Annotated in this window: 10 protein-coding genes; all 10 read left to right on the top strand. The window is 48.6% G+C overall.

Annotated features, from left to right (window positions below; all coding sequences use genetic code 11):
* Positions 1-19 precede the first annotated feature (19 nt).
* The 10 genes from leuA to C4F51_RS00455 all read left to right on the top strand — a co-directional run bounded on the left by leuA (position 20) and on the right by C4F51_RS00455 (position 13,399).
* Positions 20-1,675 (top strand): 2-isopropylmalate synthase, encoded by a 1,656-nt coding sequence (gene leuA, locus C4F51_RS00500; protein ID WP_193906179.1) that lies wholly within the window; start codon positions 20-22, stop codon positions 1,673-1,675.
* Positions 1,676-1,949: 274 nt separating this feature from the next.
* Entirely contained in the window at positions 1,950-2,636 is a 687-nt protein-coding gene (locus C4F51_RS00495; RefSeq protein WP_193906178.1) for an ABC transporter ATP-binding protein, read from the top strand.
* Positions 2,637-2,655: 19 nt separating this feature from the next.
* Positions 2,656-3,891: an ABC transporter permease gene (locus C4F51_RS00490; RefSeq protein WP_193906177.1), complete on the top strand. Its 1,236-nt coding sequence runs from the start codon at positions 2,656-2,658 to the stop codon at positions 3,889-3,891.
* 14 nt (positions 3,892-3,905) lie between these two features.
* A complete protein-coding gene (locus C4F51_RS00485; RefSeq protein WP_193906176.1) occupies positions 3,906-5,171 on the top strand; it encodes an ABC transporter permease in 1,266 nt (421 codons plus the stop codon).
* Positions 5,172-5,205: 34 nt separating this feature from the next.
* Entirely contained in the window at positions 5,206-6,279 is a 1,074-nt protein-coding gene (locus C4F51_RS00480) for an efflux RND transporter periplasmic adaptor subunit (protein ID WP_193906175.1), read from the top strand.
* 127 nt (positions 6,280-6,406) lie between these two features.
* A complete protein-coding gene (locus C4F51_RS00475) occupies positions 6,407-7,282 on the top strand; it encodes a MipA/OmpV family protein (RefSeq protein ID WP_193906174.1) in 876 nt (291 codons plus the stop codon).
* Between the two features lie 37 nt (positions 7,283-7,319).
* Positions 7,320-7,733: a DUF3019 domain-containing protein gene (locus C4F51_RS00470; RefSeq protein WP_328701277.1), complete on the top strand. Its 414-nt coding sequence runs from the start codon at positions 7,320-7,322 to the stop codon at positions 7,731-7,733.
* Between the two features lie 24 nt (positions 7,734-7,757).
* Positions 7,758-8,471 carry a response regulator gene (locus C4F51_RS00465; RefSeq protein WP_193906172.1) on the top strand — a complete coding sequence of 238 codons (714 nt, stop codon included), beginning with the start codon at positions 7,758-7,760 and terminating at the stop codon, positions 8,469-8,471.
* A complete protein-coding gene (locus tag C4F51_RS00460) occupies positions 8,468-9,760 on the top strand; it encodes an ATP-binding protein (protein ID WP_193906171.1) in 1,293 nt (430 codons plus the stop codon). The genes C4F51_RS00465 and C4F51_RS00460 overlap by 4 nt, the downstream gene beginning before the upstream one ends.
* A 678-nt stretch (positions 9,761-10,438) precedes the next feature.
* On the top strand, positions 10,439-13,399 hold the full coding sequence (locus C4F51_RS00455) for a TonB-dependent receptor (protein ID WP_193906169.1): 2,961 nt from the start codon (positions 10,439-10,441) through the stop codon (positions 13,397-13,399).
* Positions 13,400-13,466 lie beyond the last annotated feature (67 nt).

Here is a 13,466-nt window from a genome sequence, read left to right as displayed (position 1 = left end):
ATTATTTCCCGGAGTTATCATGATTGCCGATCCATCCAGCAAGTATCAGCGCTTTACCGGCGTGTCTCTGCCCGACCGTCAGTGGCCTGGCAAGACTATCGAAAAACCGCCTGTCTGGATGAGCACCGATCTACGTGATGGCAATCAGGCGTTGATTGACCCTATGTCCGTACAAACCAAATTGCGTTTCTTCAAAGAGCTGGTTGCTATCGGCTTTAAGGAAATTGAAATTGGTTTTCCGTCAGCCTCCGATTCCGAATTTGAATTTACCCGCTTATTAATTGAGGGTAACCACATTCCGGAAGACGTGACCATTGAAGTGCTGACCCAGGCGCGCCATGAATTGATTGCGCGTACTATTGAAAGTTTGAAAGGTGCACGCCGGGTTATTTTGCATTTGTACAATCCGTTGGCGCCGAGTTTTCGTCGCATTGTGTATAACACCGATAAAACCGGTGTAAAAAATATTGCCATGCAAGGCACCCGTTGGGTAAAAGAATTGACTGCGCAGGCGCCGGACACCGAATGGGTTTATCAGTATTCTCCGGAAATGTTTTCCAGTACTGAAATCGAATTCGCCAAAGAAGTGTGCGATGCGGTTACAGAAATCTGGCAGCCTACGCCTGAGAAAAAAATGATTTTCAATTTGCCGGCGACGATTGAAATGTCGACGCCCAATACCTACGCTGACCAAATTGAATGGATGCATCGCAACCTGAATAATCGCGAATCGATTATTTTAAGCGTGCACCCGCACAATGATCGCGGCACTGCTGTTGCCGCGGCAGAATTGGCGGTAATGGCCGGTGCAGACCGCGTTGAAGGCTGTTTGTTTGGCAACGGCGAACGCACTGGTAACGTGGATTTATTAACGCTGGCATTAAACCTGTATTCACAGGGTATTAACCCGGCTCTTGATTTCACCGACATTGATCGCATTCGTAAATTATACGAAGAGTGCACACAGTTGCCGGTGCATCCTCGCCATCCTTACGCGGGTGAATTGGTATTTACCGCATTCTCCGGTTCGCATCAGGATGCGATTAAAAAAGGTTTTGCGGTTCAGCAAAAAAATGCAATTTGGGAAGTGCCTTACTTGCCGATTGATCCGGCAGATTTGAATCGCAGTTACGATGCGGTGGTGCGGGTGAACAGCCAATCCGGTAAAGGCGGTGTCAGCTTTTTGTTGCAACAACAATCCGGTTTGCAATTGCCGCGTCGTTTGCAAATTGAATTCAGTGGCATCGTACAAAAGGTCAGTGACACGCGTGGTCGCGAAGTAAAAAGTGCTGACATTGCCGCGCTGTTTGAGCAGGAATATTTTGCGGTGGATGCGCCCTATAAATATCAAAGCAATAAAATCAGCGAAGATGCCGAGAGCATTGATATTGTTATCCAGCTGGAAAAAGAGCAAAAAATAGTTGCCTTGTCCGGTCGTGGTAATGGCCCTATTGATGCAACCGCTCATGCGGTTTCACAACACCTGGGCAAAACCGTAACGGTCATTGATTATCACGAGCATGCTATTACCGAAGGTTCTGATAGCGTTGCAGTGTGTTACGTGGAACTGAAAATTGATCAGGGCAAAGCGGTGTTTGGAGCAGGCAAGGACAAAAATATTGTCGCGGCTGCGATTAAAGCGCTGCTGAACGGCGTTAACCGCTACCCGGCGTGATGTAAATAACGCGGCGATCATTGCGGGGGCAAGCTGAAAAGCTTGCCCCCGTTTCTTTTTGTGGCGAATGAGTCTCTGTCAGATAAAAAAACATAATAACTGCATCCGTTTGCTGATCATCTGTGTCCAATCTTCTGATCGTTGCTATTGAAGCGTAAAAGCGCCAATGACAGTTGTCATTAAAATGTTAATTTTCTTAAAACCGCCGTGCTTCAATCCGGGGTTTGCTTTAAAGTGATCATAATTTCGACGGTTATCCGGATTATTATAAACAATGATAAAACTCCATAACATTCACAAGTACTACGCCACCGGTGATCAGCGCTTGCATGTGCTCAAGGGTATTGATTTGCACATTCGCGAGGGCGAGCTGGTATCCATCATGGGTTCGTCCGGTTCCGGCAAGTCTACCTTACTCAATATTCTCGGCATTCTCGATAACCACAGTGACGGTGATTATATTCTCGCCGGCCATGAAATTCGCATGCTGAAAGAGCGGACCGCCGCCCATTTGCGCAACCAGTTTATTGGTTTCGTGTTCCAGTCTTTTAACCTGCTGCCCTTTAAAAACGCCTTGGAAAACGTGGCTTTGCCGCTGTATTACCAGAAAGTAGGGCGCAAGGAGCGTAATTACCGGGCGATGGAATATCTCGATATGGTGGGCCTTGCTGACCGCGCTGAATACATGCCCAACCAACTTTCCGGCGGACAAAAGCAACGGGTTGCCATGGCGCGCGCACTGGTTACCAAACCGAAAGTTATCCTCGCCGACGAGCCGACCGGTGCCCTGGACAGCAAAACTACCCAGGAAATTATGGGCGTTATTAAAGATGTGCACAGCATGGGTAACACCATCGTTATTGTGACCCACGAGCAGGATATTGCCGACCAGACCCAGCGCCAGATTGTTCTTAAAGACGGTTTGATTGTGTCCGGCAAATTTTCTGCCCATCATGAATAACGACAGGCAGGCATAACCTATGGATAGTTTGCAGGAAATTCTGTTTACGCTACGGAAAAACAAACTGCGTACCGCGCTAACCGCCTTCGGTGTTTTTTGGGGCATTTTGATGCTGATTCTGCTGCTGGGTGCCGGGCGCGGCATGCAGAACGGTGTGATGAACAGTTTTGGTAATGAAGCGCTGGATTCCATCATTATATTTGGTGGCACTACCGCGGTGGCCTGGCAAGGCATGGCGCCCGGGCGGCGCATCGGTTTTCGTGAAGGTGACATTGCCGCCATTGAGCAGCAAATCAAAGGTATTGATTATATTTCCGGGGAAAATTCCTTCGGTTCCGGCACGCTGGTTTACGGCGAAAAAACCGGCAGTTTTGACGTGCTGGGTATTGATGATCAATATTTTAACGTGCGAGACAAAGTGCCTTATACCCACGGCCGAAAAATGAACGCGCTGGACGAAGCCGACAATCGGAAAGTGGTGGTGATTGGCAAAGCTATTGTTGACCGTTTGTTTGAGCCGGGCGTTGACCCGGTGGGTGAACAAATTCGGGTTAATGATATTACCGTCAGGGTGGTTGGTGTGTATTACGACAAAGGTAACAACGGTCGTAACTCCGAGCGCTTGTTTATGCCTTACAGCACCTTCAAAAAAATCTTTGGTGGTGGTGATCGGGTTAATGTGATTTGGGTAAAACCTCAAAATAACGTGGATGGTTTTGCACTGGAAAAAGAAATTGTAGCGTTACTGAAACGCCGCCATCAGGTAGCAGAAGAAGATCGCCGGGCGATTAACTCATTCAATATGGCCGAACCGGCAAAAATGTTGAATGGATTATTTTTCGGAATCAATGCATTCATCTGGTTTGTCGGGCTGGGTACCTTGACGGCGGGTATTGTCGGTATCAGCAATATCATGATTATTACCGTAAAAGAACGGACCCGGGAAATTGGTATTCGCAAAGCGCTGGGGGCAACTCCCTTCACCATCGTCAGTACCTTGTTAATAGAATCGGTATTGGTAACCGCAGTCGCCGGTTACACCGGTCTGGTATTGGGCATTGGTTTGATTGAACTGGTTTCCTGGGGGTTACAAACCAGTGGTGCACAACTCGATTTTTTTGACAAACCGGAAGTGGATTTTGCTACGGCAGTCACGGCAGTTATTTTGCTGGTGGTGGTCGGGGCGCTGGCGGGGCTGGTGCCAGCAATTAAAGCGGCACGCATCATGCCCATTGAAGCCATGCGCGCAGAATAACAGGAGCCTCGTCAGTGATTATTGATACAGATAAATGGCGGGAAATTTTATTCACGCTCGGGCAGCACAAGTTACGCACAGGCTTGACCGCTTTCGGTGTTTTCTGGGGCATTTTTATGCTCACTGTGTTGCTGGGCGCAGGTAAAGGTTTGGAAAACGGCGTTAAAGGCGGCTTTCACAGCGTACCGAATATGATCTGGATGTGGAGTGGTGGCGCCACGCAAATTCCCTATCAGGGCATGCCCACCGGCCGCATCATTACCTTGAAGCAGGAAGACATTGATGCGCTGATGACCAGTGTGGCAGGTGTCGGGCTGGTGAAAGGACAAAACAGTGTCGGCATGTGGGGTGGCTCGGCTCCTGTCATTGTGTACGGCACAGAGTCGGGTGCATTTCCTGTGCAGGGTTCGCACGAAGGTTTTGCCGGTGTGCATTCCATCGATATTGCACAGGGCCGTTATCTCAATGAGCTGGATACCGGACAACGCCGCAAGGTGGCGGTAATCGGTGAGCGGGTGCGCGAAGTGCTGTTTGCGCCCGGCGAAAACCCGATTGGAGCCGATGTGCAAATCAACGGTATCAGCTTTCTGGTGATCGGGGTTTTCAAATCACGCATGGGTTCCAATGATCCCGGTGAACAGGAAAAAGTCTATATCCCCAACGAAACCTTGCGCCAGGCATTCAACCAGCAGGGCTGGATTGGCAGCTTTATTATTCAGCCATCGCCGGGCGTTTCTGCGGCAAAAATTGAAAGTGACATTATCAATTTTATGTATGAGCGCCATAAAGTCAGCCCGAAAGATATTGGCGTACTGCGCAGTTACAACCTGCAAAGGGAGTTTGAAAAAATTGAAGGTTTATTTTTTGCGATCAAAGCGTTCAGTTGGGTGGTGGCGGTGGGCACTATCCTGGCCGGTGCGATCGGGGTGGGTAATATCATGCTGATTGTGGTGAAAGAGCGAACTCGCGAAATCGGTGTGCGCAAAGCCCTGGGGGCAACCCCGTCTTCCATCGTCACCATGATTGTGCAGGAATCCATTTTGATAACAGCCGTGGCGGGTTATGCCGGTCTGGTAGTCGGGGTATTTTTACTGGAAGGTATTGCCAGTGTGCTGGAAGCAGCGGGCGGCGATACCGGTATGTTTAAAAGCCCGGAAATTGATTTTGCCAATGCACTCATCGCCGTCGGGGTACTGATTTTTTCAGGCTTTCTGGCATCACTGCTGCCAGCGGCCAAAGCGGCGTCGGTTAATCCGATTCTGGCGTTACAAGACGAATAATATTTTTGCTCAATAGGAAACCGGGAATTTAATAATGAAAAAGATATTTGGCTATTTATTACTGTTGATCATCCTGCTGGTTTTTGCAGGAACCGCTATGTTCCTCTACAACAAATCCAAAGAGTCACCCATTGTTTATGAAGTGGAGACACCGGAGCTGCGCACCATCGTCAATAAAACCGTTGCCAACGGCAAGGTCATACCACGCAAGGAAGTGAATGTTTCTTCCCAGGTTTCCGGTGTGGTAGAAGAGGTTTACGTGGTGGCCGGCCAAACGGTGGATAAAGGTGATTTGCTGGCAAAAATTACCCTGGTGCCCAACATGATAATGCTGAACAACGCAGAGTCCCAGGTGGAATCGGCAAAAATCAATTTGCAAAATTCCAAAGCAGAATACGATCGCCAGAGAAAACTCTACGATGAAAAATTGATTTCACGTGCCGAATACGATCGCATCCTGCTGGCTTATGATTTGCGCCGGCAGGAATTTAACTCAGCCGAAAATAATGTGTTGTTGTTGAAAGAAGGCGCCACCCGCCGTTCGGAAAAAGTATCCAACATCATTCATGCCACCGTGGATGGTATGGTGCTCGACGTTCCCAATAAAGAAGGTGCGTTTATTGTAGAGTCCAGTACCTACGGTGCCGGTACGCCGGTAGCGGTATTGGCCGATATGGAAGACATGATTTTTGAAGGTCTGGTGGACGAGTCGGAAGTCGGTAAAATTCGCGAAGGTATGGAGCTGGTACTGAGTGTGGGTGCTTTGCAAAATGACAGCTTTACCGCCTTGCTGGAATATATTTCTCCCAAAGGCATCACTGATCAGGGCACTATTAAATTCCAAATTCGCGCCTCGGTGACCTTGAATGAGCAACTTTTCCTGCGCGCCAATTACAGTGCCAACGCCGACATAGTGCTGGAGCGTCGTGAAGATGTATTAACGATCAATGAAGGAAATTTGCTGATTGAAAACGGCGGCACTTTTGTTGAAGTACAAACAGCTCCGCAAACTTTTGAAAAGCGTGCGGTGACTACCGGGCTGTCTGATGGCATTCACATCGAAATTGTCTCGGGCCTTGGCACCGGCGATCAGATTAAAAAGCGTTAATGGTACCGGGGCGAGCCAATAACTCGCCCCTTTGCCGATGCCCGCTATCTACAAAAGTTAACAGTATCGCCTGACTGGCTTCGCTAGAGTAAACTGACCACAGGTTTACATCAGGTCAATGCATCTCATGTCTCGTCGTCTGCTTGCCCCATTACTCTCCTTGTTTTCTGCCTTTAGCTGGGCGAATACCGACTGCGCGCCGGCCGCCAGCGATTGCGTGGAAGTCGGTAAATGGCAGATCAGTGTGGCGCTGGGTGCCGGTGTGCGCACCAACCCCGTTATGACGAATAAGGACATTCCGCTGATTGTGTTGCCCGAAGTGCACTATCAGGGTGAGCGATTTTTTGTGCAAAACCTGGATTTTGGTGCCATTGTTTGGGAAAACGATCAGCAGCAATTGAATGTGCTGATAACGCCCGGCTACGATCAGGTGTTTTTCCACCGCTGGAGTCCGGGCAATTTTATTGTCGACAGCCGCCTTATGACCACCACGCCCGCTTATGGTGAGCAATTTGCTCCCAACAAAAGCCTTGAGGCCGCCCGAGCGGTGGATATGAGCCGCTTGCACAAGCGCCGCATGGCAGCACTGGCCGGGTTTGAATACAGTGTGATCTGGCAAGACTGGTTTGTGCAAAGTCATTGGTTATATGACGTTAGCAAGGTGCACGGCGGCCAGGAATTGCGCCTGGCGCTCACCCGGCAGTTCAGCCACGGCAAACACAGCACCGCGCTAACGGCGGGCGGCCAATGGCAGAGCGGAAAAATGACCGATTATTATTACGGTATCCGCCCTGAAGAAGTTAATTTTGCCGATGATGCCTACCGCGCCGACAGCGGCTTGTCGGCGATGATTCGCGCCGACTGGCAGTATCCGCTGAATGATCGCTGGACGCTGCGCGCCAATGCCAGTTACAAGCGATTGGCCTCCGGAATCAGACAGAGCCCGATTGTCACCAGCGATCATGTCACCACCGTGTTTGTCGGGGGCGTTTACCATTTTTAAGCCAGGATGCCGTACATCGCGATGGTTACCACGGCAGGTGCGCCAGCATCTCAAGCCGTGTCATCGCCATGTGGCAGCCTTGCTGATTCTTATCATCCCGGGTTTCAGCTATGCCCGCGAAAGCCTCCCGAATCTTCAGTTTTCACTTAAGCCGCGCTTGTGCGTACTGGCGGATGGTCAAAGCCAATGCCAGGATCAACTGGAAGTGGAATGGGCCTCTGACCGCGAACGTTCGCTGTGTCTTTATCAAAACGATCAGACCACCGCCTTGCACTGCTGGTCTAACCAGCGCACCGGCGAATACCGTTTTAAAATTACCACCCACACCAGCACTGACTTTCAATTGCGCGAAGAAGGTGCCAGTACCGTGCTGGGGCGGGAAATATTTGAAGTGGTCCATCAACAAAAACGCTATCGAAAATCCCGTCGTAACCCTTGGAATTTTTTCTGATTTCTGCACCGAAAGGTAACCATTATGCTGAACAACACCATTTTGCTGGTTGAAGACGACCGCCGCCTGGCGGAGCTGGTAAAACAGTTTCTCGAAGCAAACAGCTTTCTGGTTTACATCGAAGACAATGGCAACCGTGTTATTCGGCAGTGTCAAAACATCAATCCGTCGCTGGTAATTCTCGATATTATGTTACCGGGCAAAGACGGGCTGACCCTTTGCCAGGAACTGCGCCCGGATTATAAAGGCCCGATTTTAATGCTTACCGCGCGCAACGAAGATGTGGATCAGGTGCTCGGCCTTGAATACGGCGCCGATGATTACGTTATTAAACCGGTAGAACCGCGAGTGTTGCTGGCAAGAATTCGCGCGTTGTTGCGCCGCTATTATCAGGATGACCCGCGCGAGCAGGAATCATTGGTTTTTGATCAACTGCATATTCAGCCGACTGCACGCAAAGTGCAACTCTGCGGCGAAGATATTCACCTCTCCAGTCACGAATTTGATTTATTACTGGCGCTGGCAGGGCAGGCGGGCACGGTGCTGAGCCGCGAGTCTTTGTTCAATCAAATTTACAACCGCGAATACGACGGGCTGGATCGATCCATTGATGTGCGTGTTTCGCAGTTGCGAAAAAAATTGTTTGATAGCGCAGAAAATCCGGTGCGTATTAAAACCATCTGGGGTCGTGGTTATCTCTTTATTACCGATGCCTGGCAGCAGAAAATTCCGGTATGAACCGTGCCTTTTTTTCCCTGTACAGTTTTATTGTCTTATCGGTTATTTTAATCGGCTGGAGCCTTAATGCCTTTTGGGAAACGCTGCAGCCGGATATCGATTCAACCGCTGAAATACAGGATATTTTCACCCTGGTGGATGCCGGGCTGGCCGGAAAATCCGATGCTGATGCGCAGCTTTACCTGCAAAAAATTAACCGGCAACTGCAACACAGCGTGCGACTGTTTAACCAGGATGAACTGGCCAATACTCCCATAGCAGAGGTGATATTTTCCGGGGAAATTGTCCATGCCCTCAATGAAAACAATGCGGCGGTCTGGTATAAAAAAACTGCCAGCCAACCGCAAATTATGGTTGTTACAGCACCGCCACAAAACCCCGGGTACTCCTTCCTTTATTTAGGTTTGTTGATTATTTTTTACCTCAGCATAGCGCTGGTCGTATTTCTCTGGCTATGGCCGCTCACCCGCGATCTTGCCAAACTGGAATCGCAAACCCGGCAAATCGGCGGTGAAGGAAAGGAGCAGGCGCTGGGCATTTCTGCACGCTCTACGATCTATCCGCTGGCCAATGCCTTCAATAAAATGTCGGGCAGAATTCGTGAGTTGATCAACTCGCACAAGGAAATGACCTATGCGGTTTCTCATGAGTTGCGAACGCCATTGGCGCGCATGAAATTTTCCCTCGCCATGCTTGAAGCCAGCGACAGCCTGAATCAACAACAATTGGAAAATTTGCAACAAGACATTCACGAAATGGAAGGGCTGATCAGTTCCTTGTTGTTCTACGCCGGTTTCGAGCAAACCAACGGCAAGTTGACCTTGCGGGAAGGCGATATGAAATCGCTGGTTGAGCAAATGCTGGAGCGCATTGAACGAGGCCCCGCAAAAGGTATTACTATTTTTGTGGATGATCAATCCGCCGGAAAACCATTTCTTTGCGAATGGAAACTGATGGAAATCGCACTGCAAAATTTGCTACAAAATGCCCTGCGATTTGCCAACAGCAAAATCATTGTCACCCTCAAGGTTTCCGACACTCAACAATACTCGCTCACCGTTGAAGATGATGGCCCGGGCATCCCGCCAGAAGAGCGGGAGCGTGTATTTGAATCTTTTGTGCGTCTCTATGCCGATGCAAGAAATCAAAAAGGTGGTTTCGGTTTGGGGCTGGCGATAGTAAAACGTATTATTCAATGGCATCACGGCCAGGTAATCATCGACGAATCCGCCCATGGCGGGGCGTTGATCGGTATGACCTGGCAGCCACAAAGACATATTACAATTTAGAATAAAAAATATATTTTAATAATAATTTGTTTTATTTGACCTATAAAGTCTGGTTATTTTGTAATTTTAAACGTTAGAATAAAAACTCAATCAACCAAAGAGTGTGTTTGGCAGCGATAATTTTGCTTTTTATAGGCTGCAGGGGCGTTGAGAGCGCCATAATTTTTGAGATCAGCTGTCCACAGCGACCGTAAATTACCTGTTGTTGATTCGCCGGAACACATTCGTAGTACCTAAAAGACTATGAAAAAAATAATTTTTCAGGCGTTGATGAGCTGTGCTCTTGCGTTGTTAACTTCCTTTTCTCTTGCCAACCCCGCCAATAAAAAATTGCCGGTGGTGGTATCTTCTGTTCCCACAAAAGCTTTTCTGCTCAGGCGAACACCTCTGTTTTTCTCAACAAAAATCGCTTTGTATTTATTAAAACGTTGCTTCTATCCGCAGGGTAAACATGTCACCGGTTTTCTCCGGATGTCTCAATAGCACGCTGTTTCGCGGCTATTTAAAACTCAAAACTTAACCATCAAGCCTAACAATAAAATCAATGTCAGTTATTGGTCGGCAGATATTTTTCTGCTGCCGTAGCTTATTAAATAATTTATCGATATCCATCCAAAAACCATAAATGGAATTCCAGTTTTACTGCATAAATTTAATAAAAAACCATGGGAGAAAAACATGTTAAAAAAACGCCTATTACCGGCAATGATAGCTTTGGCGGCCAGCGGGCTTGCTCAGGCACAGACTTCTACTACCGATACACCGCAAGTTGAAGAAGAGCTGATCGTTCTGGGTGTTCGTCAGGCTGAATTGAATTCCCGCGAGACAGAGCGCAGCAAAAATATTTTCAGTTCGGTGATTGCCCAGGATGATGCGGGCAATTTTGCGGATCAGAACGTGGCCGAGTCTTTGCAACGCTTGCCGGGGATCACCCTGCAAAAATCGGAAGGTGAAGGTAAATTTGTTACCGTACGCGGCCTGGGGCCGGGTTTCGTCAGTGTCAGCATGAACGGTAACGAGCTGGCGTCCTCCAGTTCAGACACCCGTGCCTTTGCGCTGGATGCTGTGCCGGCAGATTTGCTCAGTGCGATCGAAGTATTCAAATCGCTAACACCGGATATGGATTTGAATTCCATTGGGGGTTCAGTCAACGTTAAAACGGTTACTGCATTTGATCGCAAGCAGGATTCCTTGCGGGGCAGTATGCAATTATCACAGCAGGACTACGCTGGTGATGTTTCACCAAAAATTTCCCTGCAAGGCACCAATCTGTTTGCCGACGACACCATTGGTTTGGGCTACTCACTGTCCTATGAAAAACGTCATACCGACGTTTATGAAGTACGCCATCATTCCAACGAAGAAATGACCTTCCGCCAGAAAAATCTGCCGGGTATGAGTGCACCAGAGGGCGATATTCTATTAACGCCCTGGCAGTTTGAAGCGCGGGAAGAGCAAGCCGAGCGTGAAAGAATCGCCGGTTCAGTCGATTTGGGCTGGCGTCCCAACGAAGACAACGAGTTTTATGTTCGTTACAGCTACACCTCGCTGGAAGACCTTGATATTGCACTTCGCGAATATGCGCGGGTTGACACCGCGTTTACCAACGAAAGAGAAATTGCTTATATTGATAAAGAAACCGGCACTTTTGGTGTAACCGATGCCGAATTGCAGCATCAATACTTTATTCAAAAGGGCACCGCAACCACTAAAGCTTTCGATATTGGTGGGAAAAATATATTTAATGACCAATGGACGCTGGATTATAACTACTCACGTTCAGTAGGCGATTTTTCCAAGCCCGACGGCCGCCGCGTTCAATTCCGTATTCAGGATTTACCTATGCTGGCAAGAGCTGGCAAATCCTATCTTTCTTACGAGATTATTTCTCCGGCTGATATGGCCGCACTGGCGGGCACTACTGCCAGCAATATTCCCAATTCCGGTGGTTACTTTTTGATGGACCCTGCACAGCGCAAGCAGGGCGGTATGACCTACGACAACCTGTTTATTGAAGATAGCTTCCGTACCGACGAAATCGACTCTTTTAACCTGAACTTGCGTAAGGATTTTGATCAGGGTTTTGTGAATTACATCAAAACCGGTTTTGCTTTCAAATGGCGTGAGCGTGATCGCAATAAGGACCGCTGGAGTATTGTGCCCAGTTCCTATCCGCTCGGTTGTAGCGGTGATGCCGTGTGCGATGATTTACGCAATAGCTCATTGGCCGACTTCAATACCTACACTCCCAAGCACCCGGATTTTCGTTACGACTTTATCACCCATGCTGAAACCGAGCGTTTGTTGGGCGCTACCTCGCGTATCGCAAAATGGACCGACCCGGATCTGAACAGCCAGGAAAGCCGTAAGGAAGATTATTTACTGTCGGAAGATACCCAGGCTGCCTATGTGATGGCCGAATTTCAGTTGAGTGAAAAATCTTCTGTAATTGCCGGCGTACGCTATGAGAATACCGATTTCTCTTCAAAAGAAGGTTACATGGCGATTCGTAATGATCGCTTTATGGAGTTCGACAGCGCTGAAAATTCCAACATGGATATCGCTGTACCCCTGGCACAAATTGATAAATCCTATGATGGCTTTTTCCCCAGTGTGCATTACCGCTATGAATTAAACGATGAAACCCTGGTGCGGGCATCCTTGTGGACCAGCTTTACCCGACCGGCATTTGACCAGGCGCGCGCCTACGGTGAAATGGTTGGCCGGGTAGTCTTGTGCAATCCGGAAACCGATATTTGTAACGATAATCCACCAGCCAATGGCGGCATCATCAACGCCGACCGTCAGGTGGTAACAGAAAGCGGTGAGCTGTTCCGCTTAGGTGAAAACAACACCTTGCGTATCGGTAACCCGCAGTTGGTGGCGATGAAATCTGTCAACTTTGATACCTCTATTTCCTGGTACGGCGATAACGGTGATCATTGGCAGGCCGCCGCATTTTACAAAGACATTGATGATTTTATCGTGGATGTTCGCGGTGCCTCACGCAGCTTTGGCCAGTTGCCGTTGCAATTACCTTTAGGTGATATCAATCAGTTTGCTATTCCCGATGGCATCGTTATTGATCGCGTTAATTATGCGATGAACGGTGATTCAGCACAGGTGTATGGTATCGAACTGAGTTATTCAAAATATTTTGATAGCGGTTTCTTCTTGCAGAGCAACCTGACCTTGATGGACAGCAAAGCTAAAGTTGGCGATACCGTTCGGGTTGGTACGATTCAATTACCGGATCAGGCCGATGAAACCATGAACCTGTCAGTAGGTTGGGAGAGAGATGGTATCAGTGCGCGCCTGATTGGTAATTACCGCAGCAAGGTATTGAATCGTATCGGTGCCTGTAATCTCGATAACATGGCTGATGATCAGGCCACCGGCTTGCCGCAGGAATGCCGTACCTGGGCTGACGTATTCCAGGATGCCAGTGCAACGCTGGACTTTAAAGCAACTTATCAATTCAGCAAAGCGCTCAAGTTTACTTTTGACGTTACCAACCTGACTGATCACAAGGACATTTACTATTTCCAGGGTAATGAATACTCCAATGGAAAAGTGTTGTTTGCTTCGGAAGATTATGGCCGATCTTATTTACTGGGCGCCAGCTACAGCTTCTTCTGATATCAGAAAGCGCTGCCCGAGAGAGATCGGACAGCTTCCAAATTGCGTTGTTAATCGTGCAAAAGTT

The sequence above is a fragment of the Cellvibrio polysaccharolyticus genome (assembly GCF_015182315.1).
In the GTDB taxonomy this organism is placed as follows: domain Bacteria; phylum Pseudomonadota; class Gammaproteobacteria; order Pseudomonadales; family Cellvibrionaceae; genus Cellvibrio; species Cellvibrio polysaccharolyticus.
Note: the sequence above shows the minus strand (reverse complement) of the source record. Positions and strands in the feature narration are given on the sequence as shown.

Bases quoted from the DNA above. Each gene is read 5' to 3' on its own strand.
- C4F51_RS00460 (WP_193906171.1), top strand. From the start codon at position 8,468: ATGAACCGTGCCTTTTTTTCCCTGTACAGTTTTATTGTCTTATCGGTT.
- C4F51_RS00490 (WP_193906177.1), top strand. From the start codon at position 2,656: ATGGATAGTTTGCAGGAAATTCTGTTTACGCTACGGAAAAACAAACTG.
- leuA (WP_193906179.1), top strand. From the start codon at position 20: ATGATTGCCGATCCATCCAGCAAGTATCAGCGCTTTACCGGCGTGTCT.
- C4F51_RS00465 (WP_193906172.1), top strand. From the start codon at position 7,758: ATGCTGAACAACACCATTTTGCTGGTTGAAGACGACCGCCGCCTGGCG.
- C4F51_RS00495 (WP_193906178.1), top strand. From the start codon at position 1,950: ATGATAAAACTCCATAACATTCACAAGTACTACGCCACCGGTGATCAG.
- C4F51_RS00455 (WP_193906169.1), top strand. From the start codon at position 10,439: ATGTTAAAAAAACGCCTATTACCGGCAATGATAGCTTTGGCGGCCAGC.
- C4F51_RS00480 (WP_193906175.1), top strand. From the start codon at position 5,206: ATGAAAAAGATATTTGGCTATTTATTACTGTTGATCATCCTGCTGGTT.
- C4F51_RS00475 (WP_193906174.1), top strand. From the start codon at position 6,407: ATGTCTCGTCGTCTGCTTGCCCCATTACTCTCCTTGTTTTCTGCCTTT.